The organism is Planctellipticum variicoloris (assembly GCF_030622045.1).
Taxonomy (GTDB): domain Bacteria; phylum Planctomycetota; class Planctomycetia; order Planctomycetales; family Planctomycetaceae; genus Planctellipticum; species Planctellipticum variicoloris.
In genome coordinates, this window is record NZ_CP130886.1 from 4,532,266 (window position 1) to 4,559,067 (window position 26,802).

21 protein-coding genes are annotated in these 26,802 nt (G+C 62.1%); 16 read left to right on the forward strand and 5 right to left on the reverse strand.

Annotation, left to right across the window (positions count from 1 at the left end):
• The first annotated feature begins 243 nt into the window (after positions 1-243).
• The 4 genes from SH412_RS17640 to SH412_RS17655 all read left to right on the forward strand — a co-directional run bounded on the left by SH412_RS17640 (position 244) and on the right by SH412_RS17655 (position 3,950).
• Positions 244-1,848, forward strand: a complete 1,605-nt coding sequence (locus SH412_RS17640) for a calcineurin-like phosphoesterase family protein (RefSeq protein ID WP_336519328.1) — start codon at positions 244-246, stop codon at positions 1,846-1,848.
• 87 nt (positions 1,849-1,935) lie between these two features.
• The gene (locus SH412_RS17645) at positions 1,936-2,781 is read left to right on the forward strand and encodes an MBOAT family protein (protein ID WP_336519329.1); all 846 of its coding nucleotides are present in this window, start codon (positions 1,936-1,938) and stop codon (positions 2,779-2,781) included.
• Complete coding sequence (locus SH412_RS17650) at positions 2,778-3,179, forward strand: hypothetical protein (protein WP_336519330.1); 402 nt, start codon at positions 2,778-2,780, stop codon at positions 3,177-3,179. The genes SH412_RS17645 and SH412_RS17650 overlap by 4 nt, the downstream gene beginning before the upstream one ends.
• A gap of 177 nt (positions 3,180-3,356) precedes the next feature.
• The gene (locus SH412_RS17655) at positions 3,357-3,950 is read left to right on the forward strand and encodes a fasciclin domain-containing protein (RefSeq protein WP_336519331.1); all 594 of its coding nucleotides are present in this window, start codon (positions 3,357-3,359) and stop codon (positions 3,948-3,950) included.
• Between the two features lie 506 nt (positions 3,951-4,456).
• Here the strand turns inward: SH412_RS17655 and SH412_RS17660 are convergent.
• Positions 4,457-5,251 carry a PhzF family phenazine biosynthesis protein gene (locus tag SH412_RS17660; protein ID WP_336519332.1) on the reverse strand — a complete coding sequence of 265 codons (795 nt, stop codon included), beginning with the start codon at positions 5,249-5,251 and terminating at the stop codon, positions 4,457-4,459.
• 154 nt (positions 5,252-5,405) lie between these two features.
• Here SH412_RS17660 and SH412_RS17665 point away from each other — a divergent pair, with 154 nt between their 5' ends.
• Positions 5,406-6,266: an SCP2 sterol-binding domain-containing protein gene (locus SH412_RS17665; RefSeq protein ID WP_336519333.1), complete on the forward strand. Its 861-nt coding sequence runs from the start codon at positions 5,406-5,408 to the stop codon at positions 6,264-6,266.
• A gap of 33 nt (positions 6,267-6,299) precedes the next feature.
• Positions 6,300-6,851, forward strand: coding sequence for a DinB family protein (locus tag SH412_RS17670; protein ID WP_336519334.1), 552 nt, complete (start codon positions 6,300-6,302; stop codon positions 6,849-6,851).
• A gap of 18 nt (positions 6,852-6,869) precedes the next feature.
• On the opposite strand, the gene SH412_RS17675 is transcribed toward SH412_RS17670, so the two are convergent.
• Both SH412_RS17675 and SH412_RS17680 read right to left on the reverse strand, forming a co-directional pair.
• The gene (locus SH412_RS17675) at positions 6,870-8,612 is read right to left on the reverse strand and encodes a PAS domain-containing hybrid sensor histidine kinase/response regulator (protein ID WP_336519335.1); all 1,743 of its coding nucleotides are present in this window, start codon (positions 8,610-8,612) and stop codon (positions 6,870-6,872) included.
• Between the two features lie 223 nt (positions 8,613-8,835).
• Entirely contained in the window at positions 8,836-10,194 is a 1,359-nt protein-coding gene (locus tag SH412_RS17680; protein ID WP_336519336.1) for a sensor histidine kinase, read from the reverse strand.
• 392 nt (positions 10,195-10,586) lie between these two features.
• Here SH412_RS17680 and SH412_RS17685 point away from each other — a divergent pair, with 392 nt between their 5' ends.
• From SH412_RS17685 to SH412_RS17695, 3 genes are all read left to right on the forward strand, one after another.
• Positions 10,587-11,006, forward strand: a complete 420-nt coding sequence (locus SH412_RS17685; RefSeq protein WP_336524170.1) for a response regulator — start codon at positions 10,587-10,589, stop codon at positions 11,004-11,006.
• A 254-nt stretch (positions 11,007-11,260) separates the two neighbouring features.
• On the forward strand, positions 11,261-13,753 hold the full coding sequence (locus SH412_RS17690; protein WP_336519337.1) for a DUF1549 and DUF1553 domain-containing protein: 2,493 nt from the start codon (positions 11,261-11,263) through the stop codon (positions 13,751-13,753).
• Between the two features lie 208 nt (positions 13,754-13,961).
• Positions 13,962-14,204, forward strand: a complete 243-nt coding sequence (locus SH412_RS17695) for an aminotransferase class V-fold PLP-dependent enzyme (protein WP_336524171.1) — start codon at positions 13,962-13,964, stop codon at positions 14,202-14,204.
• Positions 14,205-14,226: 22 nt separating this feature from the next.
• On the opposite strand, the gene SH412_RS17700 is transcribed toward SH412_RS17695, so the two are convergent.
• On the reverse strand, positions 14,227-17,433 hold the full coding sequence (locus SH412_RS17700; protein ID WP_336519338.1) for an efflux RND transporter permease subunit: 3,207 nt from the start codon (positions 17,431-17,433) through the stop codon (positions 14,227-14,229).
• Positions 17,434-17,520: 87 nt separating this feature from the next.
• Entirely contained in the window at positions 17,521-18,831 is a 1,311-nt protein-coding gene (locus SH412_RS17705; protein ID WP_336519339.1) for an efflux RND transporter periplasmic adaptor subunit, read from the reverse strand.
• 304 nt (positions 18,832-19,135) lie between these two features.
• Here SH412_RS17705 and SH412_RS17710 point away from each other — a divergent pair, with 304 nt between their 5' ends.
• From SH412_RS17710 to SH412_RS17745, 7 genes are all read left to right on the forward strand, one after another.
• Positions 19,136-19,780, forward strand: coding sequence for a TetR/AcrR family transcriptional regulator (locus tag SH412_RS17710; protein WP_336519340.1), 645 nt, complete (start codon positions 19,136-19,138; stop codon positions 19,778-19,780).
• A gap of 234 nt (positions 19,781-20,014) precedes the next feature.
• Entirely contained in the window at positions 20,015-21,556 is a 1,542-nt protein-coding gene (locus SH412_RS17715) for a glycerophosphodiester phosphodiesterase family protein (RefSeq protein WP_336519341.1), read from the forward strand.
• A gap of 88 nt (positions 21,557-21,644) precedes the next feature.
• Positions 21,645-22,541, forward strand: coding sequence for a metallophosphoesterase (locus SH412_RS17720; RefSeq protein WP_336519342.1), 897 nt, complete (start codon positions 21,645-21,647; stop codon positions 22,539-22,541).
• Between the two features lie 32 nt (positions 22,542-22,573).
• Entirely contained in the window at positions 22,574-23,200 is a 627-nt protein-coding gene (locus tag SH412_RS17725; protein WP_336519343.1) for a thermonuclease family protein, read from the forward strand.
• A gap of 78 nt (positions 23,201-23,278) precedes the next feature.
• Positions 23,279-25,015 (forward strand): RHS repeat-associated core domain-containing protein, encoded by a 1,737-nt coding sequence (locus tag SH412_RS17735; RefSeq protein ID WP_419555742.1) that lies wholly within the window; start codon positions 23,279-23,281, stop codon positions 25,013-25,015.
• A gap of 674 nt (positions 25,016-25,689) precedes the next feature.
• A complete protein-coding gene (locus SH412_RS17740; protein ID WP_336519344.1) occupies positions 25,690-25,962 on the forward strand; it encodes a hypothetical protein in 273 nt (90 codons plus the stop codon).
• Positions 25,963-26,013: 51 nt separating this feature from the next.
• A complete protein-coding gene (locus tag SH412_RS17745; RefSeq protein WP_336519345.1) occupies positions 26,014-26,718 on the forward strand; it encodes an AAA family ATPase in 705 nt (234 codons plus the stop codon).
• Positions 26,719-26,802: the final 84 nt, after the last annotated feature.

Sequence of the window (26,802 nt, forward strand, 5' to 3'; positions counted from 1 at the left end):
TCGGCCGCGGCTCCCTGACGGAGACGATGGGGCGGGGTTAGACTCGCCGACGAGCGGCTGTCGAGCTGCCGGCAATTGTGGTGTCAGGACGCGGAAACTCGGGCCGTCCCCCAGCGAGGTTGCGAAAGTCCGGGGGCTCGAAGACTCGACCCCGGCCACCCAGGCGGGTCCGGACAAATCAGAAAAGCGGTGAGCCTCGAAGACTCGACTCACCCTACAAATGTGAATGTGGAAGAGGGTTTTATGAATCGTCGGATGGGAATGTGGGTGCTGGCCGGTGTCAGCGCGGGGCTGATGGTCTGGGGGGCGGCGGGCATCGCCGCCAATGCCACTCAGAGGGCCAGGGGGATCGTGTTTCACGACGCGAACAACAATCAGAAGTTCGACGCTGAAGAGAAACCGCTGCCGGGCGTCCGGGTGTCGAACGGGCACCAGATCGTCACCACGGACTCCAACGGCCGGTACGAGCTGCCGATCGATGACGACACGACGCTGTTCGTGATCAAGCCGCGCGGCTGGCGGACGCCGTTGAGCGAGCACAACCTGCCGCGGTTCTATTACGTCCACAAGCCGCACGGTTCGCCAACGCTGAAGCATCCGGGCGTGGCGCCGACCGGGCCGTTGCCGGAATCGGTCGACTTCCCGCTCTATCCACAGGCGGAGCCGGAGAAATTCGAGGCGATTCTGTTCGGCGACACGCAGCCGCGGGATCAGAAGGAAGTCGACTATATTGCGCATGATGTGGTCGAAGACCTGGTGGGGACGAAGGCGTCGTTCGGCGTGACGCTGGGGGACATCGTCTTCGATGATCTGGCGATGATGGAACCGCTCAACAAGACGATCGCGCTGCTGGGGATTCCCTGGTACAACGTCGCCGGGAATCACGACATCAACTACGACGCCAAGACCCGCAAGCACGCCAACGAGACGTTCGAGCGGGTTTACGGACCGTCGTACTACTCGTTCGACTACGGTCCGGTGCATTTCCTGGTGCTGGACGACATCGCCTGGGAGATCGATGGCAAGACCGGCAAAGGAAGCTATCACGGCGGGCTGGGCGAAGAGCAGATTGCGTTCATCAAGACCGACCTGGAGCAGATTCCCGCTAATCAGCTCGTCGTACTGATGATGCATATCCCGCTCAACGAAGTCGACGACCGGCACGGGCTGTACCGGCTGATCGAAGAGCGGCCGTTCTGCATTTCAATCTCGGGGCACACGCACCATCACGAGCACCTGTGGATCACCGACAAGGACGGCTGGAAGGGGCCGAAGCCGCATCACCACATCATCAACGTGACCGTCTGCGGAAGCTGGTGGACGGGGGCCCCCGACGAACGCGGCATTCCGCACACCACGATGGCCGACGGCGCGCCGAACGGGTATTCGATCATCTCCTTCGACGGCACGGACTACAAACTCGACTTCTTCGCCGCCGGTCGCCCGGCGGATCACCAGATGGAGATCGACGCCCCGGAAGAGATCGCGGTGGCGCAAGTCGCCGAGACGCCGGTGTTCGTGAACTTTTTCAACGGTTCCGAGAAGTCAAAGGTGGAGTTCCGCGTCGGGTCAGGACCGTGGCAGGCGATGGCGCACACGCGGGAAATCGATCCGAAGCTGCAGCGGACGTATGAGCGCGAAGAGGCGATTCTGAATCGGGCGAAAGAAGCGAAGGCCCCCCCGCCCTGGCGACCGATGTCGAAGCCGAAGGCGTCGTCGCATCTGTGGAAGGGGCTGCTGCCGGCCGGCGTGGATGCGGGGACGCATTCGATTGAGGTCCGGGCGACGGATGATTTCGGCCGGACACATACCGACCGGAGGGTGCTGCGGGTGATTGAGGGGGGCTGAGAGGCATTCCACATACCGAGTGAGTTAATCGAACGCACCGGCTGCGGTTAGCTCTTCAGAACCGAGCAATCGGACTGGAGAGAATCCGTGACCGGTGCGACTTCGTTTTCGGAGCCAATAATCAGCGTCGTCTGGCCGCGGTGGCTGGTCATGTGGATGATCGCAGTCGCCGTCTACGCACTGTTGAAGTGGTTGAGCTGGCAGACGTCCCCGACGACGCACGTGCCGGCCTGGAAACACGCTGCGTATCTGCTGGCCTGGCCCGGAATGGACGCTGGCGCATTCCTGCGCCTATCCCCAGCGGTCGTCGTCCGCCCGTCACTGGCAGAATGGGGCTTCGCGGCTACCAAGCTCTCTCTTGGACTGCTGACTTTATTTTTCAATTCCGAGTTCCTGTCCGACTGCGATCCGTACCTCCTCGGCTGGATCGGCATGGTCGGTCTTGTGCTGACGCTGCACTTCGGACTGTTTCACCTGCTGTCGTGCGTCTGGCGATGCGCAGGCATCAACGCAGCTCCGCTGATGGACTGGCCGGTCGCCTCCACCAGCCTCAGCGAGTTCTGGGGCCGGCGGTGGAACCGGGCCTTTCGCGACCTAACTCACCGCTTCGTGTTTCGTCCGCTGCTGCCGCGGCTGGGAGCAACCGGCGCACTCTGGGCGGGATTTGCCCTGAGCGGCCTTGTCCATGATCTGGTGATCTCGCTGCCGGCCGGCGGCGGTTGGGGACTCCCAACCCTCTATTTCTTGCTGCAGAGCGCAGGCATCACCTGCGAGCGCAGCCGACGGGGGCAGCGACTCGGCCTCGGTCGCGGCATACGCGGATGGTTGTTCACGGCAACCGTCCTGCTGCTCCCGGTCCCGCTGCTGTTTCACCGCCCGTTTGCCGTCAACGTGATCGTTTCTTTCCTGCAGGCCCTGGGAGCCGCAACATGACACTTGCCGATGCAATCTTCTGGACCGGGGCCGGGCAGCTTTGCGTACTGGTCGCCTCGGCCCTGGTGCCAATTCAGCTCGACTGGCGAATTCAGCTTGCCGGGCTGCCGCCGTTGCTGCGGCAACTCTTCTGGATCTATGGCGGCTATATCGTGCTGTCGATTATGAGCCTTGGCGTTATCTGCCTGAGCTGTGCGGAAGAGCTCGCCGAAGGGAGTCCGCTGTCTCGGTCGTTCTGCGCGTACGGCCTGCTGTTCTGGGGAGTCCGGCTGGGACTTCAGCCGTTTCTCGCTACGGGTCCGCATCTGACGACCTGGTGGCTGCGAGCCGGGTATCACCTGCTGACGGTGTTGTTTGGTGGCTTTACCGCAACCTATGCGTGGGGTGTATTTCATTAAGACGGGACAGAACGTCAGTGCACGAAATGTCGCCGGCGAAAAAAGATCCTCGACGGGGAGTGGTCGAGTCACATCTTGCGCCTAGAAATCTGCTGAAACTCACCGGTGAGAACGTGCGGTTTCTCCTCCCCGACAAACGTAGACATCAGGCGGCCGAGCGCCGCGAAAGGGTTTATCATGCTCCATCAACGTTGGATTGCAGTTGCGGCTGTCGCCGCCGTCGTCAGTCTGTCCGCCAGCTCCGCCGAAGCCGGCAAGTGCCGCCAGAACTCGCGGAAGGCGATGCGTCAGACGCAGACTGTCGCCTACCACCAGCCGGCCGTGGCCCTTGTCGCGGCGGTCGCGGTGGCGGCAGCGCCTGAGAAGAAGGATATCATCGATACCGCGGTCGCCGCGGGCAGCTTCAAGACGCTCGCTGCGGCCCTGAAGGCCGCCGATCTGATCGACACGCTCAAGGGCAAGGGCCCGTTCACCGTTTTCGCGCCGACGGATGAGGCTTTCGCTAAGCTGCCGGCCGGCACGGTCGAAGACCTGCTGAAGCCGGAGAACAAGGCGAAGCTGGTTTCGATCCTCACATACCATGTCGTCGCGGGCAAAGTGATGGCCGCCGACGTCGTCAAGCTGAAGGAAGCGAAGACCGTTCAGGGGAAGGCCGCCAAGATCACCGTCAAGGGCGGGAAGGTCATGGTCGACGGGGCGAACGTCGTGAAGACCGACATCGAGACGTCGAACGGCGTGATTCACGTGATCGACGCGGTCATCCTGCCGTAAGCGTCTGAACGAGATTTGACTGATGGCAGGTTGTCCGTTGCAGATTCGTTGAGCGTTGAGGGTTGAGCGTCGACGAAGATGACGACAAAAGACAAATCAGCCCACATGCGTCAAGTGGCGAGGGAGTCGATTCAGCCCGGTTGGGCCAGTGGCTGAACGCGGAACTTCTGAGAGAGAACGGGCGGAGTCGCAGTGCGGCTTCGCCTGTTCGCGTTTCGGCGAAAGAGGATTGACCGCGGAGCGGACACGAAAGCGAATCAACCACGAATTGCACGAATGGACGCGAATGAAGCCGATGCGGTCGTATGGCAGAGGCACGGAAGGGACTGGTCAGGACTGGCTTGTTGAGAGCGGAGCTGCAGTTCGGCAGGTGGGAGCCTGCCCAGCGGACTGGGACTGAGGAAGTCGGGCCAGAGCGAGGCGGAGCCTCGAAAGACGGGCGTTCCCAGGCGGAGCCTGGGAACGAGGAAAAGGATCAAGAATGGCCGGCAGAGCCGGCCCTACCCTCAGAGGAGTTCACCCTGCCAGACGGTGACGGCCTGGCCGCCGAGGATGACGCGGTCTCCCTGGGGCTTCAGGCGGAGGACGCCGCCGCGGGTCGAGATCTGGTGGGCCAGCAGTTCGGTTTTCCCGAGTTGCTCGGCCCAGTAGGGGGCGAGGCAGCAGTGGGCGGAGCCGCAGACCGGGTCCTCGTCGACGCCGACCGCCGGCGCGAAGAAACGGGAGACGAAGTCATACGGAGCGCCATCGGATCTGGCCGTGACGATCACGCCTCGCGTGGGAACTTCGCCCAGTCGGCGGAAATCGGGTCGGACGGACTTGACCGCGGCGGGCGAGTCGAGCACCACGAGGTGGTCGAAGCGTGTCTTTCCGACGAACAGCGGATCGCGAACTCCCAGCGCCTCCAGCACGCCGGGGCTGGGGGGAGCTTCGGCGGCCGGCAGAGCCGGGAAGTTGAGTTCGAGGAATTCTCCGGCCCGGTCGCAGGTCAGGAGTCCGCTCTTCGTATGAAATCGGAGCTGGCGATCTGCGGGGGCCGTCCCGGAGGACCAGAGGGCGTGGGCGGTCGCCAGCGTGGCGTGGCCACAGAGGTCGACTTCGACGGTCGGCGTGAACCAGCGGAGTTCGAGGTCTTCGCCGAGGGGCCGGACAAACGCGGTTTCGGAAAGATTCATTTCGGCGGCAACCGACTGCATCCAGTCGGCAGGAGCGGCGTCGTCCAGCCAGCAGACGGCGGCGGGATTTCCGGCAAAGGGGCGGTCGGTAAAGGCATCGACCTGCCAGCAGCGGACTCGGGGCATGGCGAACCTCTGCGGTTTTGAAGTTGTCCTGCAATGGGATTTCGTCTGTGATCGACGACACTCATTCCTACGAGCAGGTTCGCACACAGCGGGCGATTGGTGAAGCGCGAACCGCCATTCCACCGACCTGACGTTTCCGTTCGAGGCTGTTTCGATGCCCACCAATCCTCCTCTGCCGCCGATCCTTGTGGCCGACCTGTTTCCAACGATCAGCGATCGGTTGCTGGAGCTCCTGCGTTCCCTCGAACCGGCAGAATGGCATCTGCCCACCAGCAGTTCCCGGCGGATGGTCAAGGATGTCGCGAGCCATCTCCTTGATGGAAGTCTCCGCCGGCTGTCCATGCAACGGGATCGATACAGGTCGCCAGACCGCAATGACGGCTTGCGGGATGAGGAATCGCTGGTCGAATTCCTGAATCGTCTGAACGCCGACTGGGACCGGGCGACTCGTCGGCTTAGTCCGCAAGTTCTCATTGAATTGATCGAATGGGCTGATGCCGGCGTGGCAGCCCTGTTTCAATCGCTCGACCCGTGGGGCACGGCGATCTTTCCGGTCGCCTGGGCTGGTGAGCTCCACTCGCCGAACTGGATGGACGTCGCTCGCGAATTCACCGAGAAGTGGCACCACACCCAGCAGATTTTTGAGGCGACGGGACGCGAGAGCACGATTGTTGAACGCCGACTGATGAATCCGTGCCTGGAGACTTTTCTCAGGGCGCTGCCATGGACGTATCAGGATTTCGACGCGGCCGACGGCAGCACGCTGGCCATTGATGTCACTGGAGAAGCCGGCGGGACGTGGCATCTCGAACGGACTTCGGATGGCTGGCAGCAGGTTCCGTCAGCGCGCAGAACGCCTCACGCGACAGTCACTCTGTCGGCACTTGATCTTTGGAGACTGGTGACCAAACGTCGGTCAACAGCGAAGGTGCGACAGCTACTGCCAGTGATTCGAATTGACGGAGATCATGACCTCGCGGACCGGTTCCTGACTATGACTTCGATGATGGTTTAACGCCCTTCACGTCGACCGAGGACTGATTCAATCATGAATGCCGTCGATCTGGTCCGCAGGCTGCACCAGCACCGCCACTGGGTCAATGACCGATTGTTGTCGGTTGCGGACACGCTGCCGGACGAGGCGCTGCGCCGGTCCCTGCCGATCGGGCAGGGTTCGATCTGGAAATCGCTGCTGCATCTGTATGCGGCGGAATTTGTCTGGCTGGAAACGCTGCTCGGCAATGAGAGTCCCGTGGCGGACGGGGATCTGCCGGGGCAGCTTCCGGGCAATCAGGCAGGCCCCGGCGCCTGCCAGTCGCTGACGGAGCTCCGCACGTGGTGGAATCGTCTGCAGGAACGCTGGGAAGCTTATCTGCAGCGGCTCTCCGAGAAGGACCTGGAGGATGTTGTTTACAAATTCAGCACCAGTTCCGGGGCTGGCCGGCGGTTCGGCAGCCGCCGGGCGGACGTTCTGCTGCACGTCTGCACGCACGCGCAGTACACGACGGCCCAGGTCAACAACATGTTTCGCCAGCTCGGCGCGGCGGCGATCCCGGACGTGATGCTGATCACGCTGGCGCGGCAGGAACCGGCAACATAACGAGCGTCCTCGATGCGATCAGCCGTTCATCGCGGAGTCGTCAAAGGTGGCCGCACGGAGCTGATCGACGAGCATATGCCGTTCGAGCACCGCGATCAGTTGATTGCGATCGACCGGCTTGGTCAGGTATTCGTCGCAGCCGGCCGCCAGGCTGTTTTTGCGGGCCTGTTCCGTCGTGTCGGCGGTCACGGCGACGACCGGTCCGCGATATCCCAGGCTGCGAATCGCGGCCGTGGCGGCATAACCGTCCATGACCGGCATCTGCATGTCCATGAGGATGGCATCGAACGGCCGATTCTCCTTGATCGCCCCTCGGACGGCATCGACGGCAATGCGCCCATTCTCCGCCGAGGCCAGACTGGCTCCGACCCGCTTCAAAATCCGCGTGAGCAGCCGGAGATTGCCGGGGTTGTCTTCGGCGACAAGAATTCGTCGTCCTTCGAGTCGGAATCCGATCCGCCCCATCGCGCTGGAAGTGAGTAATCGCGGAGCGGCGATCGTCGGCGTTTCCGTCGTTTTGAGGGCGACCCAGAACGAAAACGTCGAACCTCGCCCGGGAACGCTGCTGACTTCCAGGGCGCCCCCGAGAATTTCGCTGAGCCGACGGCTGAGCGCCAATCCGAGTCCGACGCCCCCGTACGATCTCGTCAGCGAACCATCGACCTGAGAAAACGGAGAGAACAGCTCTGAGACCTGTCCGGCCGACATGCCGATGCCGGTATCGACGACGTCGACGCGGAGTTGCGGCGGATCGGGAAGCGGGTCAACAAGCAGCCGCACGAGCACACCGCCCGAGTGCGTGAATTTCACGGCGTTGTCGACCAAGCTGCTCAGAATCTGACGGAACTTCTGCACGTCGAGCAGAACGGTTTCCGGAACTTCGGGGGCGATGAAGTGCTGCAACGTCAGTTTCCGCAGCGCCACTGCGGGTTCGAAGCTGCGCAGCACGTCCAGAACGAGCAGCTTGGGCGAAGCCGCTTCTTCCACGGAATCGGCCAGTCCCGATTCGATTCGAGCCAGGTCCAGAATATCCGTCAGCAAATGCAGCAGGTGGCGGCCATTTGCGACAATCGTGCCAGCAAATTCCGGCACGACCGCGGGATCGGGGTCGTCGACCAGTAATTCCGCGAAGCCCAGGATTGCCGTCAGCGGAGTCCGCAGTTCGTGGCTCATGTTCGCGAGGAACTCGGACTTGGCTCGGCTGGCGGCTTCGGCGGCTTCCTGGAGTTGTCGCGAACTCTCGACCATCTTCCGCAGTTCCGAGGCCTGGGCGGAGATTTCGAATCGCGAGCGAATCAGCGCTTCGTTGGCTTCCAGCAGACTTGTCTCAGCACGCTTCCGTTCGGAAATGTCACGAAGAATCCCGGTGAAGAAGTGGACGTCGCCGCGCTGCACCTCGGTAATCGAAAGTTCGACGGGAAAGATCGATCCGTCGCTGCGCCGCGCTTCGACCTCGCGTCCGATCCCGATGATCCGGCGTTCGCCTGTCTGCAAGTAGCGTTGCAGATAGGAATCGTGAGCCGTGCGAAACGGCTCGGGCATCAAGCTGGCAATGTTCCGGCCAATGATCTCGGAAGCCGAGATTCGAAACATGCGTTCTGCGGCCGAGTTGAAATCCAGGACGCATCCCTCGGGCGTGATACTGATAATGGCATCGGCGGCCGCCTGGATCAGTGCGTTGTACCGAGCCTGCTCGACAGCCAGGCGGAGTTCAGAATCGCCAGATGGAGACTGGCTGGGTGACTGAGAACTCGGCGGCATTTCATCTCGCTTCCTACGATTGCAATCGGATGGGCCCGGCCCGGCGCAGGGTCTGCGAGGAATCTGAGGGGTTCATTCATCGCGAATGCGGACGGAATTGAAGAGCACGATCTTAATACGTCCAATTTTAACAGGCAATTATGAGGCAAAATTCGTCTCGGGACTCTGATCCGGTTTGATCGATCCGCCTAGAAACTTGCGGCGTTGCCGTCGCAGTTCGCTCTCAGGCCCCCGACGCCGGCTGTCTTGCGGATGCCGGACCTGCTTCTGCAGGCCGTAGCCGGGCCACGTTGATGTTCAGCGAAAATGTTGAGCCTTTTCCGGGGAGGCTGGCGACCGTAATTCTTCCGCCGAGAAGTTCGGCGAGACGCTGACTGATGGCCAATCCGAGGCCGGTGCCTCCGAAACGTCGCGTCATTGAGGAGTCGGCCTGACCAAAAGGTTCGAAGAGTCGAGCGATCTGCTCGGACGTCAGTCCGATGCCGGAGTCGTCAACCTCATAGATCAGTCGAAGTCGTTCCGGCTCAGCCCGTTCCGAGCGAATCGTGACTCTGACGCCCCCCGACTCGGTGAACTTGATCGCGTTCCCGACCAGGTTGATCAGAATCTGCCGCAGTCGTGTCGGATCGGACAGAATCGCGTCGGGGAGATCATCCGCGGTCGTCAGCGTCAGTTCCAGATTCCGCTCGCAGGCCCGTCCGCGCAACAGGGAAACCACCTCCTCCGCGGCCAAAGTCGGCGAAACCGGGATCAATTCGACGGAGAGCTTTCCCGCTTCAATCTTGGACAGATCGAGAATCTCGTTCACGATCTCCAGCAGATGCCGGCCGTTGCGCAGGATCGTGCCCGCCGCGTGCTCGACGAGGTCATCGTCGCGGTCTTCGTCCTGCAGCATCTCGGCATAACCGAGGATCGCAGTCATCGGCGTCCGCAGTTCGTGGCTCATATTGGCCAGAAATTGATTCTTCACGACATCTGCAGCCCGCGCCTGAATCAGCGCTTCGTCGAGCACTTTTCTCGCGTTCTGCTCGAACCGATGGAACAGCAGCGAGAAGCTCAGAACGCACAGGACGAGACCGGCTAATCCTGACGCCTGGAGAAATTTCAGACTCTCGGGGGTCGTTTCGTCGACGAGGGGAACTCCGGGGATTCCCCCGAGGTAGAGAATTGCGCACGCGGCAATGCTGGCGGCAGACCAGCAGAGGCTGGCGCGCAGTCCCGACAGGTTGATCGCGATCAAGGGGATTGTCGCGAACCAGGACATCGCCGGCGAGTTGGTGCCGCCCCCCAGGTAAGAGAGCGTAAAATAGACGTAGAAAGCAATACCGATGAACGCATGCCGTCCCAGGCTGATATTGCCGATCAGCCGGAAGACCACCAGGTTCGACAGCAGCAACAGCCCCGTCAACAGGGTGTTCAGCGCGGAATAGCGGGCTCCGAAGCCCCAGAAGATGACCGCGTAGATCGGGACCCAGAACAGGAGGGCCACGTCGAACAGAATGATGCGCCGCGCCTCGCGGAAGCGATCCGGAATCTCGCGCAGCGCGGGAGGAACAAAGAGTGACCAGAGGTCAACGGACATCGACCGGCTCCGCGCCCTTCGGCGGCTGAAATCGTTACGCAATCAATTCGCGCTGAAGCGGAGCGGTCGCTCAGACGGCTATCGTCAAGTTTGTCTCAGATTGGCGAGAAAAACTCCTCGTCGAGCCCCCTGTTGGCAGGGAATCTCGAGATGGGGCGGGCTTCTGACGCTTCTGAGGCTGGTGTCGAAGTTCAAGGTGGCCTGCGAACCACGAACGAGCGGCGTCCGAACACGTCATTCGGAGTCGCCGACGGGAAAGTTGACACGAGCCGCCAACTGCCCTTGATGGACGTAGCCCGACTTTGCAAGATCACGAACTCTGCGAGTTCTTCGCCCGAGATTCTAGAATTCCTCGTTGCAATCATGGCCCTTTCTGGAAGTCGCCCCCCGCAGTGAGCCGTCTTGCAGACTCACCATCGCCGATTCACGCTCAGTTACTCCATGGCCGCGTCTTAGTTGTTGACGACAACGTGGACCATCGGAACATGTTGATGCTTTTTCTCGTGCGAGCGGGAGCTGACGTCGTCTGCGCCGAGAATGGTCAGCAGGCGCTGGAAATCGTCGAGCGGACTCTCCGTTCGGACGCCAAGATCGATCTCGTCGTGACCGACCTGATGATGCCTGGCATGAACGGAACGGACCTTGCCGAGGCCGTTCGCGACCGCGGCTGGACGATCCCCCTGATCGCCTGCAGCGCTGCGGTCATGCCGGAAGAGCAGGCCGCGTGCCTGTCGGCTGGCTGTAACGCCTTTGTTCCCAAGCCGATCCGACGAATGGACTTCCTGGAAACGTGCGCCGAATGGTTGCGATGAACTCGCGTGTGGGGGCCTGAGGGGCCGAACCAGCCACGGTCGGTAAAACGGGATCAGGCCCCGTCGAAGTCCCAGTTTATGGGATCGAATCTGCCCGCAGTTCTTGACAAAACAACGCCTATTGATATGTTGCATGGTGGTGTCATGAACTGATTTCGCCGATTTCAGTTCCCGCGGCGGGGAGTTGGCTGGTCACTCCCGGCCGTCCGATCCGCCCCGTGGGGGTCTATCAGCAATTGCCGGAGTGTTGATCGATGCGTTGGAGTCGCCAGGTACTGCCGTTGCTGATCGTTGCCGCATTCGGCCCGGAACTGCTCGCCGCCCCGCCAAAAGGTCTCGGTGATCCCGGGACGCTCACGGGACTGCGGATTGAGCCGAATCTGGAAGGAAAAGGTGTCCTCGTCCGCGGACGGGACGCCCGGCAGCAGCTCTTCGTTACGGGAATTTACTCGTCGGGCCAGTTCCGAGACCACACCCGCAGCGTGCAGTACGCCGTTGAGCCTGCCGATCTGGTTGAGATCGACTCAACGGGACACCTCTTTCCCCGGAAAGACGGAAAGGGAGTGATTCGCGCGATTGGCAGCGGAGTGGCCGCCGAGCTGCCGCTGGAAGTGACCGGAATCGCCCAGGACGTCCCGATCAATTTCAAGAATCAGGTCGTCCCAATTTTCACCAAGCTCGCCTGCAACAGCGGCGGATGCCACGGTAAAGCCAGCGGCCAGAACGGCTTCAAGCTCTCTCTGCTCGGGTTCTATCCGGAAGACGATTACGAGTTTCTGGTAAAAGAGGGGCGCGGTCGTCGACTGTTTCCCCCGTCCCCCGGCGAAAGCCTGTTGCTGATGAAGGCCGTCGGACAGGCCCCGCACGGCGGCGGCAAGCGAATGGATCCGGACAGCTATGAATACCGGCTGATTCACCGCTGGATTGAGCAGGGCATGCCCTACGGACTGGAGAAAGATCCAGTCGTTGTCGGCATCCGCTGCCTTCCGGAGAGTCGCGTCATGGACCGGGGAGCCGAGCAGCAGGTGACAGTCGTCGCCATGTACAGCGACGGTTCGACGGAAGACGTGACGCGCATGGCGCTCTACGAGCCCAACGATCCCGAAATGGGGGAAGTCAGCCTGACCGGTCTGGTGAAGACGCACGATCTTGCGGGCGAAGTGGCGATCATGGCCCGCTATCAGGGTCAAGTTTCGACGTTCCGATCCACCGTCCCGCTGGGGGCTGAGATCCTGAACCGGCCGCCTGTGAAGAACTTCATCGACGAGGCGGTGTTCGGCAAGCTCGATGTTCTCGGCATTCCGCCGTCCCCGGTCAGCGACGACGCGACGTTCCTTCGTCGCGTGTCGGTCGACCTGACTGGAACACTGCCGACCGAAAGCGACGTCGCGAAATTCCTGGCGGACAGCGCTCCGGACAAACGGGCAAAGCTGATCGACAGGCTGCTCGACAGTCCGGAATACGCAGACTACTTTGCCAACAAATGGAGCATGGTGCTGCGGAACAAGCGCCGGGGTAATGACGCGCTGTCGCCGACATATGCATTCCACCAGTGGATCCGGTCCAGCCTGTACGAAAACAAGCCGTACGACGAGTTCGTCCGGGAGATCCTGACGGCCTCGGGCAGTCCGGAGGACAATCCCCCTGTGACCTGGTATCGGGAAGTCGACCAGACCAACGAGCAGGTCGAGGACGTGGCGCAGCTCTTCCTGGGACTGCGGATTCAGTGCGCCCGTTGCCACCACCACCCCTTCGAGAAGTGGAGTCAGGACGACTACTACGGACTGTCGGCCTTCTTCAGCCGAGTCGGCAAGAAGAATATGGTCGGGGGCAACCCGCAGTTCCGTGACAAGCGAGTATTCCACAACGATGCCGCAGGACCTGCGTTGGCGCGTAATGAACGATCCGGAAAAATGCTCTCGCCAACGGGCCTCGGCGCCCCGACTCTGGCGCTGAGTGCCGATCAGGATCCCCGCGTCCATCTGGCGGACTGGATGTCCGCTCCGGAAAATCCGTTCTTTGCGAAGGCGCTGGTCAATCGGTATTGGAAGCACTTCTTCAGCCGGGGCATCGTGGAGCCCGAAGACGACATGCGCGAGACGAACCCGCCGGCCAACCCGGCCCTGCTCGACGGTCTGGCGAAGCACTTTGTCGATTCGAAATTCGATCTCAAGCAGCTCGTCCGGGAAATCTGCAACTCCAGCACCTATCAACTCAGTGCTCTGCCAAACGAGTATAACCTGAAGGACAAGCAGAATTTCTCGCGGTACTACCCGAAGCGGCTGACGGCCGAGACGCTCTACGACGGCTTCCACCGCGTGACGGCTACGACCCAGGCCTACGGCGGCCTGCCGGCCGGGACTCGAGCGTCACAGCTTCCCGATCCGACCGTTGGTCCGTACTTCCTGAAAGTCTTCGGACAGCCGCAGGCGGACACCGCGTGCGAGTGCGAGCGATCGCAGGAAGCCAACCTGGCGCAAAGCCTGCACCTGCTCAACAGCGCCGAGGTCCAGACGAAGATCTCAGCCGCGAACGGACGGGCTGATCTCCTCGCGAAGGACAAGGACCGAAAAGACGAAGACAAGCTCCGCGAGCTCTATCGCTGGGTCTACGCCCGCGAACCGGACGCCGAAGAGCTGCGAGTGGGCCTCGCGCACGTGGAAAAGCACAAAGAGAACCCGAAGGTCGCCTACGAGGACATCACGTGGGCGCTGATTAATACGAAGGAGTTTCTGTTCAATCATTGAGAATTGAACGGACCTGATCACGAAGAGCCCCGGCGGACGCCGGGGCTCTTTTTTTGCCATGATTCGAAACGCCCCAAGGGCCTGAGTCACGTCACCCGCGGCAGGCGGCTGCAGCACTTGCGTTCGGGGCCATTCTTATGGTCGGCGCCGCTCAGTCGGCCCTGCAGGGTACCCTGCGTGTGGGAGAATCGGACTGCGTCAGCCTCGCATACAGCAAGCGGCCTGTGCCTACCTCGCGATTCCCAATCAGTCGCCGCATATGCTCGCCCGGGCCCTGAGCGATGCAGATGGCATCTGCGTTCGATCGGGATTTCATTGCGCCCAGCCGCTGCACGAGTGCACGGGCTTTCCGGCGACGCTGAGGCTGTCGTTCTACGCCTATAACCAGCCCGAAGAGATCGACGTCTTCTGCAGCGCCTTCGAACGCCTGCTCGCCGCCAGCCCGCGCTGAATGTCCGTTGGACCGCCGGTGATCATGCGACGACAGCGGGGTCTTCTGCGGCGTGGATGGCGGTCATGGCAGGCTCAGCGTTGGGCTGGCTTGAGAGATGACCTTCCGGCTTCTTCCGCCCGAACTCCGCAAGTCGCTGCATCAGGACGTAGAACACAGGCACGAAAAATACGGCCAGGACCGTCGCTGCGATCATGCCGCCGAATACCGCCGTCCCTAGAGCCCGACGGCTGGCCGCTCCGGCGCCCGTCGCGTTGATCAACGGCACGATTCCGAGGATGAATGCGAACGACGTCATCAGAATCGGACGGAATCGCAGCCGGGAGGCCTCGATCGCCGCCTCGTTGATCGAACGTCCGTGAGCCCGCAGTTCTCGGGCGAACTCGACGATCAGAATAGCGTTCTTGCTGGCGAGGGCGATGATCAGCACGATGCCGATCTGCGTGTAGATGTTGTTGTCCATGCCTCGCACCGAGACGGCAATGACCGTCCCCAGCAGGGCCAATGGCACCACCATGATCACGGCGGCCGGCATCAGCCAGCTCTCGTACTGGGCGGCCAGAACCAGGTAAACCATCAGTACGCCGAGCGCGAAGACATAGACGGCCTGCGAGCCGACCCGCTTCTCCTGGAACGACATGCCGGTCCACTCGTAGCCCATCGACTGCGGCAATTCGGTCGCGGCCATCTGCTCCATCAGCAGCAGCGCCTGGCCGGAACTGACGCCCGGGGCGGCGGAACCGTTGATGGTCGCCGACGGATAGAGGTTATACCGCGGGACGATCTGCGGCCCGAGCGTCTTGCGAATGGTCGCGAGTGTTCCGAGCGGGATCATCTGGCCGTCGCGATTGCGCACCTCCAGCCTCCGGATGTCCTCGGGCTGCAGCCGGAACGGCTGATCGGCCTGAACGCGCACCTGGTAGGTTTTGCCGAACTTGTTGAAGTCGTTCACATAGGCCGAGCCGAGAGCCGCCTGCATGGTGCCGAAGATCGAATCGAGCGGCACCCCCAGACTTTTGGCCTTCACGCGATCGATGTCGACGTAGATCTGCGGCACCCCGGCGCGAAACGTCGACTGGACTCGCGCGAGACTGGTCTGTCCGGCGGCGGATTCGACCATCGTTGTGACGACCTTCTGCAGTTCGTTCAGGCCGACGCCGCCACGGTCTTCGATCTTCATTTCGAAGCCGCCCGCAACTCCCAGCCCTCGAATTCCGGGCGGGGGGAACGCCAGAATCATTGCTTCGCGGACCGATTGAAACTTGCCCATCAGTCCCCCAAGGATGGCCTCCTGGCTCAGCTCGGGATGGTGCGCCCGCTCATCAAAGGGAGTAAAGGTGAGGAACATTGTGGCGGCGTTGGAGGTGACGGAAGAATCGAGCAACGACATTCCGCCGAGAAGAAACCACGAACGAACGCCCGGGGTTTCCTTGAGAATGGCGTTGACCCTGCGGGTGACTTCCCGCGTCCGCTCCTGAGACGCCGCATCGGGCAACTGAATCGCGACGATTGCGTAGCCCTGATCCTCGGTCGGCACGAAGCCCGTCGGCAACTTGACGAACCACCAGCCGGTCAGCCCCACCAGCCCGAGGAACAACACCATCACCAGGGCGGTCTGTCGAACGGCGACCGTGACAATCGCCGTATAGATCCCTTCAAACCAGCCGTAGACCCGGTTGAAGCCACGATAGAAGAAATTCTTCCTGGTCGGAGTCGGGCGCAAGTAGACTGCGCACTGGGCGGGCTTGAGCGTCACGGCGTTCAGGGCGCTGATGACAGCAGTGGCAGCGATCGTCAGCGCGAACTGCCGATAGAGCTGGCCGGTGATGCCGCCCAGGAACGCGGTGGGCAGGAACACCGCCATCAGCACCAGCGTGATGCCCATCACCGGGCCGATGACTTCGCCCATCGCCTTGATCGTGGCCCGCTTCGGATCGAGCCCCCCGTGGTCAATGTGGTGCACTGCGTTTTCGACGATGACGATGGCATCGTCGACAACAATGCCGATCGCCAGCACCAGACCGAACAGGGTCAGCATATTGATCGAGAAGCCCAGGGCGGCCATCGCGGCGAACGCCCCGATGATTGTGACGGGAACGGTCGTCGCCGGAATCAGCGTCGCCCGCCAGTCCTGCAGAAAGACCAGAATGACGATCAGCACGAGGACACCGGCTTCCAGCAGCGTCTTATAGACCTCGTAGATCGACTCTTCCACGAAGATCGTCGTATCGAAGGGAATGATCGCCTCGATCCCCTCGGGGAAGTTCCGTTCGAGTTCGTGCATGGCGTGTTTGACGTTCTCCGCCACCTGGAGAGCGTTGGCGCCGGGCAACTGATAAACCAGGAGGCTGGCCGCCGGCTGGCCGGCGATTTCGCACCACTGGTCGTAGGTCTGCGCCCCCAGTTCCACGCGGGCGACGTCCTTGACGCGCGTCACTCGCATGCCGGACCGGTCATCGCTGACCGTCTTGATGATGATGTCGCCGAACTGCGCGGGATCGCTGAGCCTCCCCTGCACCGACACGTTGAACTGAAACCCCTGTTCGCGGGGGGTGGGGGCCTGGCCGACCTGTCCCGCGGCGACCTGCACGTTCTGCTCGCGGATCGCGGCCAGCACGTCCTCCATCGTGAGGTTCCGCGCTTTCATGGCGTCCGGGTTGACCCAGATCCGCATCCCGTACGTTCCGCCGCCGATCACCTGGACGTCGCCGACGCCTTCGACGCGCGTCAGGGCGTCTTTGACCCGCAGCGTCGCAAAGTTGCTGAGGTAGAGATCGTCGTAGCGTCCGTCGGGCGAAATCAGCGAGGCAACCAGCGTGATGTTGGTCGACTGTTTCTTGGTGGTCACCCCCTGCCGCTGGACTTCCTGCGGCAGGCGCGGCATCGCCACGGCTACGCGGTTCTGCACCAGCACCTGCGCCTCGTCGAGGTCGGTTCCGACCTCGAACGTCACCGTCAGAGTGTACGAGCCGTTGCTCGAGCAGGTCGAAGACATGTAGAGCATGTCCTCGACGCCGTTGATCTCCTGCTCGATCGGACCGGCGACCGTGTCCGACAGCACTTCGGCGTTCGCCCCGGGATAGACCGCCGCCACCTGCACGGTGGGGGGCGTAATCTCCGGGTACTGTTCGATGGGCAGCGCCTGCAGGGATACGATGCCGACGAGCATTGTGACGATCGCGATGACATTCGCGAAGATCGGACGTTCGATGAAGAAATTCGAGATCATGGTCGCCTGTCCGCCGGGAGCGATCAGTGAGATGGCGGCGACCGGATCAGCCGCCGCGAGATTTGCGGGTGCAAGTCCTGCCGGCGCTCAGCGCCGACCGGAAACAGCAGTCGTCGCCGCGACCGGGATGGTCGGCGTTTCCAGTTTGGGTGTCACCGTCGCTCCCGGTCTGGCGCGCAGCAGGCCTTCGACGATCACCTGATCCTCAAGCGCGATCTGGCCTTCGACAACCCGCATTTCATCGACGGAAACGCCGATCCGCACAGGTCGATACTGAACTTTGCCGTCCGAGGCGACCACCAGCAAATACTGACCGGACTGATCGGTGCCGAGCGCCCTTTCGGGGACGAGAATTGCGTTCCTCCGCTCGGCGACAGGAACCCGCATCCGGACAAACATTCCCGGCAGCAGCGACCGGTCAGCGTTGGGAAAGACGCCGCGGGTCCGGAGCGTCCCCGTCCCGGCGTCGAGTCCCGGGTCGGAGTAGTCGATCTGCCCCGCGACGGGAAAATCATCGTCGGTGGCCAGGCCCAGTTCCACGGGAACAGGCGTCGTGGCCGGCCCGCCGGTGTTTGACTCAAACTGCGTCAGGGCCGGGGTTCGCAGGACATCGGCTTCACTGATCGTCGCATAGGCGTAGATGGGATCCATTTTGACAATCGTAGCCAGCACGGAGGATTCGCCGTCGCCGACGAGGTTGCCGATGTCGACGTTGATCCGGCTGATCCGACCGTCGATGGGCGCGGTCATGCGGCAGTAGCTGAGATCGAGTTCGGCGTTTCGAACGGCGATGGCGGCGGTCTCCACCTGTGCGCGGCAGGCGAGGATGGACGTTTCGTAGGTTGCGACGGCCTGATCCAGATTGGCTTTCGCCGACTCAAGCTCCGCTTCGCGGGATTTCAGGCTGGACACGGCCTGATCCATTTCGGCCTCGGTCGCAATCTGCCGCTGGAACAGGCTGCGAACCCGCTGCTCCTCCTGTCGGGCAAGCTGGATCTGCGATTCGCTCAGATTGACCTGGGCTCGGGCGACCTCCCGGGCCTTGGAAACGGTCGCCTGTTTCAGCGCCGCCTGGGCCTCCTGGAGCCGAGTTCTGGACGCGTCGAGCTGAATCTGAAAGGTCTCTTCGTCGATCACCAGCAGCAGTTGCCCCTGCTTGACTTCGGCTCCATCGACGAAGTGCCGTTCTTTGAGAAAGCCTTTGACACGGGCGCGAATCTCGACGGTCTCCATCGGCTGCGTCAGGCCTGTGAACTCCAGATACTCCGTCACCGTGCGTTGGACCGGGGTGGCGACGGTCACTTCCGGCGGGGGGGGCGGAACATAGGCGTTGGGTTTTCCGCAGCCGACGACCGCCACCGCCAGCACTAGCGGCAGTCCGCTCAATCTGATCCCCACGATCTTCCCTTTCCTGTTAACCAATCGGTCAATACAATTAACCGTTCGGTCAATATCTTAGCGGTCTTGGACGGGTGGTCAATCCCGACTGACCGCCCGGCCGGATTGAGAACGTCTGTGAAGTTCAGGTTCGCTGCCGCGAAGTATTTTCCTCAAACCGTTTTGCGAGAAAGTCTTGTGACAAATCCATGCTGATGACCGGGGTTTTACGATGGCAGGCCGTTTCCTGCTCAATTTTGTTGACGGCTTGCCGTGCCGGTCCTAGCATCCTGACCAGCCGGTCAAAACCGGGAGGAACATCTTGATGACGCCGTCCCCTCGTATTCGAGATCCCGAAGCCGTTCGCACCGCGGTGCTGGATGCCGCTCTGGAGCTGTTCGCCCGTCACGGATTTGCCGACACGTCGCTCCGGGAGATTTCACGCAAGTCGGGCGTCTCTCACCCGTTGATTCTGCACCACTTCGGCAGCAAGGAGGCTCTTTACTCGGCCGTCAAACGCCGGGTGGTCGAAGGCTACGCTCAGCGTTTCCCCGCGGCGGCCAGGGCCATCAACCGGCCGATCAATCTCCGCGCCGAAATGAAACGCGTGCTGACCTATGTCGGCGAGAACGAACTGGCGCTGAAACTTTGCGCCAGAACGCGCGTGGATGACGACTACCAGGTGTGGCCGGGCGAGCCGGATCTCTTCAATCTGATCCAGCAGCGAATCACCGTCGCCCAGCAGAAAGGTCTGGTTCGCCAGGATCTCGACGCACAGCAACTCAGCGTGATGATTCTCGGCATTGTCTTTTTCTGGCTCGATAATCGCCAGCACTTCGCGCAGAGGTTTGGCAAGCCGATCGACGACGACGCCTTTCTGGATACCGCCGTCAAAATGATTGAGGACGGCCTTCGGCCGCGGGCGACGACTGACGCCGGGCCGGATAACGAGCAAGCTGCGATCGCTTGAGATCGATCGAGCGGCCTCAACTCCAGAGTGATACGCGTCTCCAGAGGCGGTTTGAAGGGCGCGGCCGGCAGTTCGTATTTCGCGGATTCGACGCATCACACGGATGCGCGAAGAATCGATGAATCCCCGCGCGGCACCTCGCTATGACGCGTGCGAGCGGGGCAGGTTGGCAACAACCGGGGTACAATTCTCCCCGCTCCGATCCAGCCAGGTTGCTTTTGATTGAGTCTTCTGATGACGACGCTCAAAATTGCGCTGCTGCTCTGCCTCGCGGCCCCGGCCTGTTGCTCCGCCGCCGACGGCTTTCTCCACAATGGCGTCACCGCCCATCGCGGCAATTCGGGAGAGTTTCCCGAGAGCACGCTCCCCGCCATCCGCAGCGCTCTCGAACTCGGCGCGGACTGGGTCGAAGTCGACCTGTTCCGCACCCGTGACGGCCAGCTCGTCGTTCTGCACGATCGGACCACTGGTCGCGTGGGCGACAAGAATCTCGTGGTCGCCGAGTCGACATTCGATGAACTGCAGACCGTCGACGTTGCCACCGATTTCCGCAAGCGATCGGGCCAGTCGATCGAGGAATGTCCGCCGCAGCGCATTCCGACGCTCGAACAGGTTCTGCGGCTGATCATGACGCAGTCGCAGACGCGGATCTCGCTGCAGCCGAAGATGGACTGCGTCCCTCAGGCCGTCGAGCTGGTGAAGCAGCTCAAGGCCGAGCGCTGGGTCAGTTTCAACGATGGCAACCTGGATTACATGACGCAGGTGAAACAGCTTGCTCCGGAGATCCCCGCCATCTGGGACCGCGGACCGGCCACCAGCATCGACGACGACATTCGCATCGCCCGCGAACGCAACTTCTCCTCGCTGATCCTGCAGCACTCGGGCGTCACCGCCGAGAAGATCCGCAAGATCCGCGCGGCGGGCCTGGAAGCGGGCGCCTGGACGGTGAACGACCGGGCCACGATGGAGCGGCTGCTTGACCTGGGGGTCGAACGCCTCTACACCGACTTTCCCCGCCTGGCCCTGGCGCTCAAGGCGGGCCGGCGCTTTCAGGCGGTCGCCTGCGATGGCCATTACCCCAAACACCTGCAGGGGGTCTGCACGAACGACCGGGACGCCATCTACTGGTCCTTCACCGACGTCCTTGTGCAGACCGATCTCGCCGGCAAAGTGCTGCGAAAGATCCCGGTCGCCGATCATCATGGCGACCTGTGCCAGCATGATGGCCGGCTTTACGTCGCCGTGAACCTGGGTCAGTTCAACCAGCCCGCCGGCAAAGCCGATTCCTGGGTCTTCGTTTACGACGCCGACTCGCTGCAGGAACTCGCCCGTCATAAAGTTCCTGAGGTCGTGCACGGGGCCGGGGGCATGGCGCATCGCGACGGCCGATTCTTCGTCGTGGGTGGGCTGCCTCCCGGTACAAACGAAAACTACGTCTATGAATACGACGATCAATTCCAGTTTCAGCGGCGTCACGTCCTTGCCAGCGGTTACACGTTGATGGGCATTCAAGCCGCGGCCTTCGATGGCGAACACTGGTGGTTCGGCTGCTACGGGTCGCCCCGCCGGCTGCTGAAGGCCGACGCCAGCTTCCAGCTTGTCGGACAGTGGGACTTCGACGCCTCACTGGGCATTGTCGATCTTCCCGACGGCCGCCTGCTCGTCGCGCGCGGTACAAGCAGCAAGGATCAGGGTTGTACGGGCCGTCTCGAAGTCGCGGTTCCCGACGACAAGACCGGGCTGCGGATCATCGCGGCGGAGTCCGCCACGAAGTAGCAGTCAGCAAGCCGATTGGCCATGATGACCGCAGCGTGGCCGCGCGGTCTTCAACACATTCCAAAACTGGTTTCCGAGACCATCCGCCATGTCGCACACGCCACTCGGCCGCCGGGCCTTTCTTGCGGGGAGCACGCTGGTCCTGGCGGCCGCGCAGTTCGACAGGCTCCTCACCTGCCCGCTGCATGCCGATGACGGGAAGTCTCCACTCCGCATCGGCCTCGTCACTGATCTGCACCACGCCGACAAGCCTCCCGCCGGGACGCGGCACTATCGCGAAACGCTGCGCAAGCTCGCCGAGGCCGCCGAGACGTTTCAGGCCAGTCCGCCGGCCTTCGTCGTCGAGCTGGGAGACCTGATCGATGCCGCCGATACTGTTGAGACCGAGCAGCGCTATCTGGCGACGATCAACCGCGAATTCTCCAAGCTCTCCAAAGATCGCCACTACGTCCTCGGCAATCACTGCGTCGACACGCTGAAGAAGGAAGAGTTTCTCGGCGGAGTGGAGCAGAAGGCGTCCTACGACTCGTTCGACCGCGGCGGCTGGCACTTTGTGATTCTCGACGCCTGTTTCCGCAGCGACGGCGAGCCGTACGGCCGCAAGAACTTTGTCTGGACGGACGCCAACATTCCCGCCGCCGAGCTGGAATGGCTGCGGGCCGACCTGCAGGGGACTTCGCTCCCGACGATCGTCTTCGCCCATCAGCGGCTCGACGTCAGCAACAATCACGGCGTCAGGAACGCCCCGCAAGTCCGCGAGGTTCTCGAGGCCTCCGGCAAGGTCCGCGCCGTCTTCCAGGGGCACAGCCACCAGAACGACTACAACGAGATCGCCGGCATCCATTACACGACGCTGGTCGCGATGATCGAAGGGGCGGGCGTCGAGGACAACGGCTACTCGCTACTGGAACTCGGCGACGACGGTACGATCACTCTGACCGGCTTCCGCAAGCAGCAGCACCGCCGCTGGCACCGCGGGTCCTGAACCGCAGCCGTCCGATTTCGAAGAGGCGAGGCATGGCGCGCAACGTTCGCAACCCGTTCCATCCGGGCCTGATTCTCGTCGTGCTGTTCGTCGCCGTCTCCTGGTGGCTCGCCAACCAGCCGAACGAAAATCTCCCGCCGGCCGAACGCCCCGTTCCGTCGAAGAAATCGGATTCCCCCTCGACTCCGCCCGCAGCGACGACGGCCTCCAGGCCGGACCCTTGCGATCCGAAGATTGTGGACGAATTCACCGGCCGCGTGCAGCACGTCCAGGACGGTGACTCCTTCAAGCTGCAGAGGGCGGACCGGCGGACGGTCACGGTCCGGATGAAGAGCATCGACGCACCCGAGAAGGATCAGCCCTCCGGAGACGCCGCCCGGCAGCATCTCAAGCGTCTCATCGAGGGCCGGCAAGTGACGATCCAGTCCGTCGGCGACGATCAATATGACCGGACGCTCGGGTATGTCCTGCTGGATGGCGTCGAGATCAACGAGCAGCTCGTCCACGACGGCTGGGCTTGGCATTACAGCAAGGACAGTTGCGAGCGCCGCTTTGCCGCGGCGGAAGACGCCGCGCGGACGGCACGGCGGGGCCTGTGGGAGAGGGGACGACCGCAGCCGCCGTGGGAATTTCGGCGGCAGAAGAACTCGGGGCGGTGAGGGGTTCGTCGCCGGCAGGGTCGGCTTGCTCGGGACACCTACGATGCCAACGGCAACCGCCGGACGCTGGAAACTCCCGTGGGGGACATCACCACCTATTCCTGGGACTACGAAAACCGCCTGGTGCAGGTCGAGCATCCCACCGGCGAGATCGTCACGTCGGTCTACGATCCCGACGGCCATCGGGTCGCGCAGGACGACGGCGTCGCCGCGCAGCAGTTCGTCTACGACGGCAACAACCTGTTGCAGGAGCGGGACGACGTGGGGACGGTCGAGGCCGACTACACGTACGTGCCGCAGGAGTACGCCCGCTACGTCAGCCAGCAGCGGGATGCGGAGAGCCGGTTCTACCACGTCAGCGGCATCCAGGACGTGACGCAGCTCACCGACGCCGGCGAAACGGTCACGGACGACTACCGCTTCGACGCCTGGGGCAAGCCGCTCGCCACGACCGGCTCGACGGAGAACCCGCACACGTACAAGGGGGAGGCCGGCTACCAGTCGGCGCCGCAGCTCTCGGCGGAGGAATCGACGTACTACCTGCACCACCGGGTGCTGCCGTCGCAGGGCCGGTTCCTCAGCGAAGACCCGCTCGACGACGACGCGAACACGTATCGGTACGTGCGGAATAATCCGGTGAACGCCGTCGATCCCAGCGGGTTGGAGGAGGTCGTCCTACAAACCGCAGACGGCGATGTGTTGATCCCTGAGAGTGCACAGACGGGGTACATCGGTCGTTTGGTGACCCTGCTGCGCGACGCTGAATTAACTGGCAATACGAGCTTTGCAACAACCGTCCGCCGAACTTTGCTCGTCGCGTGGAACGAACGGCAAGGCTTGCATACCGAGCACCAGTTGTACTCCGCACAACAAAAGCGGCTGAACCGACTCTCCCAAACCTTCGAACCGATCGACATCATCGCAAGACCGCTCGGCTACGCCGCGTCGGCAACAGCAAAACAAGTCGGCAAAACATCAGAATCGGTCGGAGATCAGCTCGTCTGGATCGACGGAAAGTTGGTTGACGCGGCAGAATGGGCCGTTGATCGCTATGCTGATGCCCGCAATCTCTCGATCAGCACCGGATACGAAACTCGTTCGCCGGAGGCGTACCGACGCTACCAGCAATACCTGGAGTACAATGCGATCACGCACGGATCTGATGTTGCACGCGAACTCAGCCATCGTCCGTGGGATCCTGAATACATCACGCCAAACGAACAAGCTGAGTTCGACATGGCCGTCGGCGGAACCCTTGAGGTTCTCACCGGCGGCCTCGGCAAATCCGGCCCATTCGCCAGAGAAGCACTAAAACATGCAGATGATCTCCCGTGGTCAGCAAAACAACAGGCTTGGAAATTCGAAAGTGCGACCGACGATTTAGCAACACGTAATGCTCCAAGCAGCAAAGTCACGCTCAATGTCGTTGAGGGAACACAGACTGCTCCTGCCAAATTTGTTCGTACATTAAAGCCGGGGGAGAAGATTCCTGATTTGATTGCTGAGGGAAAATCCGCAACGTGGGTCAACGAAGCCGAACACGCCATTGTCAGTCTTGCTGGAGAAGGAAAGATTCAACGAGTTGTCGTAAGTGGCGGGCGAGACGGAATCGACTTCATTCAGAAAGATGGCAAACTCTTCTTCGAGATGGACGGGAAACTGGTCCAAGTCAGGCGAGTGTTGGGTCACACTCACCCACGGGCAACGGGGCCGTCTCAAGGCGACTTGGATGCGATGAAGATTTTAGGGCAGTCTCGGTCATACATTATTGAAATCGGAGGCGAACCCGGTGGGACAATCATTAGGCCAAAGTGAAGTATTCACAGTCAAAGATTCATTCGAGATCAAAGATCGGCACGGCACCGGCCATCACCCCGGAATTGTAGTCGTATTGGACCGAAGGATTGACTTAGACCCATCATCCCTAATCGGAAAGACCGCTGTTATCGTGATTCCGAATGCTGCGGAACTGTGCCTCATGGTTGACGAGGCCAAGGATCATTTGGCCGCTACAAGCCTTTTCTTCAGAGGGAATGGACTTCGTGAGATTCCGCTCGGGGCAAAGGTCTCGATGTCAACTCAATAAACGGCAACCAGCCATAGCCACTGCACCGGCCCGGCCACCGTCCAGCCCATGACCCGTTCGCCAAGAATTGTTCGATTTTCGGTTTTGCAACAACGACGCTTCTGGCGATGAAAAATCCATGTGGTGGCCCGGCTGGTGATCGGCTGGGCTTCAACAAATCAGCCATCACGTCATCCCCATCCTGTTGGCGAACGGCAGGGCGATGGATCATTTGTTGAGGCCATCGAACTGGATGGGGCTGGCGTCCGCGGGGTGGCACAGGTCGGGCGTCTTCGCCCTACCTGTGTCGCAGAGCGACGGGAGGCTGAAGACGTGTCGACGGTCATTTGGGTTATCCGGGACTCGGCGGCTTCGTTAGAGTTACAGCGGTGGATATGAACGGCTTTCGTCCTGGAACAGTGCGATGTGCCCGAAACGCAGGATCATCGACGACGCCCTATACGCTCATTTCGTCACGTTCTCGGTCTATCGCCGCCGCCGGCCGCTGGAGCACGACCGTGCCGGGCGGATCGTCCTGGATGTGCTCAATCTTGTGGTCGAACGGACTGGAAGTGGAGTTTGGCCCGGCGGTACGAGTGGGGGAGGACAGTCGGAGCTTCCTTTGAGTGGGGGCCGTGAGGGAGCCACGCGGCAGACGTATGGCCAGGACAACGACATCTACAGCGATTGGTACTGAATCGGCCGGTCGGCGAAAAGCGGGAAAAGTGCAGCCACGAGGAGTTTTCGAATGCAGCACCAGTCAACAGCCGGCGTCGCTCTCAACGCCGAACTCCGATCACAGGCCGCGTTCCGGCAACTGCAGGCCGTCCTCCCGGTCGAAGACCTCAGCCGGCCGGCGGACGGCGAACCAACGTTCGATCCCGCCTTCGGCCAGGCCAGCCTGCACGAGATCGCCCGCGCGCTGTGCCGGCAGCGGAAGGGGCAGGTGATCCTCACCGGCGACCGGGGGGTCGGCAAATCCACGCTGGTGCGTCGACTGGCAGCGGAAGTAGCGCGTGGCGAGTTCCCGCGGCTGGCCGGTCGCCGGTTCGTCCGCATCGACGTCTCCAACGTCGGCCCGGAAGACAGCCGGGCCTGCCTGGAAGTGATTGTCGCCAGCCTCGCCGAGGCCGGGGATCTCGTCGTCTGCCTCGACGGCCTGTCGGCCCTCTTCCCGCGTCCCAACGGCGGCTCCAACAAACCGCTCCTCCGCACGCAGTTCCAGCGTACGGACCTGCGAATCATCGGCGTCATGACCGACTGGGAATACGCCGAGCAGATCGGCAGCGACGCCCAGATGCTCCCGCTGGTCACGCGCGTCCGTCTCGAAGAACCGCGCGACGAAGAGGCCCTGGCGATCACCCGCTGTGCCGCACAGTTGAGCGTCTGCGTCCTGACGAAGTGGCCCGGCGACGACAGAATGTCGAAATGCGATGGTCGCTTGCCGAGCTGAAGAGGACGCAGAGCGTCCGAAGAGGGCGTTCCCAGGCGGAGCCTGGGAACGAGTTTGCAAGTTCAGCTTGGGCATGCCGCCCTG

Coding starts and splice junctions, on each gene's coding strand:
- SH412_RS17650 (WP_336519330.1), top strand. CDS start 2,778: ATGACACTTGCCGATGCAATCTTCTGGACCGGGGCCGGGCAGCTTTGC.
- SH412_RS17700 (WP_336519338.1), bottom strand. CDS start 17,433: ATGATCTCGAATTTCTTCATCGAACGTCCGATCTTCGCGAATGTCATC.
- SH412_RS17675 (WP_336519335.1), bottom strand. CDS start 8,612: ATGCCGCCGAGTTCTCAGTCACCCAGCCAGTCTCCATCTGGCGATTCT.
- SH412_RS17720 (WP_336519342.1), top strand. CDS start 21,645: ATGTCGCACACGCCACTCGGCCGCCGGGCCTTTCTTGCGGGGAGCACG.
- SH412_RS17680 (WP_336519336.1), bottom strand. CDS start 10,194: ATGTCCGTTGACCTCTGGTCACTCTTTGTTCCTCCCGCGCTGCGCGAG.
- SH412_RS17655 (WP_336519331.1), top strand. CDS start 3,357: ATGCTCCATCAACGTTGGATTGCAGTTGCGGCTGTCGCCGCCGTCGTC.
- SH412_RS17665 (WP_336519333.1), top strand. CDS start 5,406: ATGCCCACCAATCCTCCTCTGCCGCCGATCCTTGTGGCCGACCTGTTT.
- SH412_RS17715 (WP_336519341.1), top strand. CDS start 20,015: ATGACGACGCTCAAAATTGCGCTGCTGCTCTGCCTCGCGGCCCCGGCC.
- SH412_RS17710 (WP_336519340.1), top strand. CDS start 19,136: ATGACGCCGTCCCCTCGTATTCGAGATCCCGAAGCCGTTCGCACCGCG.
- SH412_RS17690 (WP_336519337.1), top strand. CDS start 11,261: ATGCGTTGGAGTCGCCAGGTACTGCCGTTGCTGATCGTTGCCGCATTC.
- SH412_RS17660 (WP_336519332.1), bottom strand. CDS start 5,251: ATGCCCCGAGTCCGCTGCTGGCAGGTCGATGCCTTTACCGACCGCCCC.
- SH412_RS17740 (WP_336519344.1), top strand. CDS start 25,690: ATGTGCCCGAAACGCAGGATCATCGACGACGCCCTATACGCTCATTTC.
- SH412_RS17745 (WP_336519345.1), top strand. CDS start 26,014: ATGCAGCACCAGTCAACAGCCGGCGTCGCTCTCAACGCCGAACTCCGA.
- SH412_RS17725 (WP_336519343.1), top strand. CDS start 22,574: ATGGCGCGCAACGTTCGCAACCCGTTCCATCCGGGCCTGATTCTCGTC.
- SH412_RS17670 (WP_336519334.1), top strand. CDS start 6,300: ATGAATGCCGTCGATCTGGTCCGCAGGCTGCACCAGCACCGCCACTGG.
- SH412_RS17640 (WP_336519328.1), top strand. CDS start 244: ATGAATCGTCGGATGGGAATGTGGGTGCTGGCCGGTGTCAGCGCGGGG.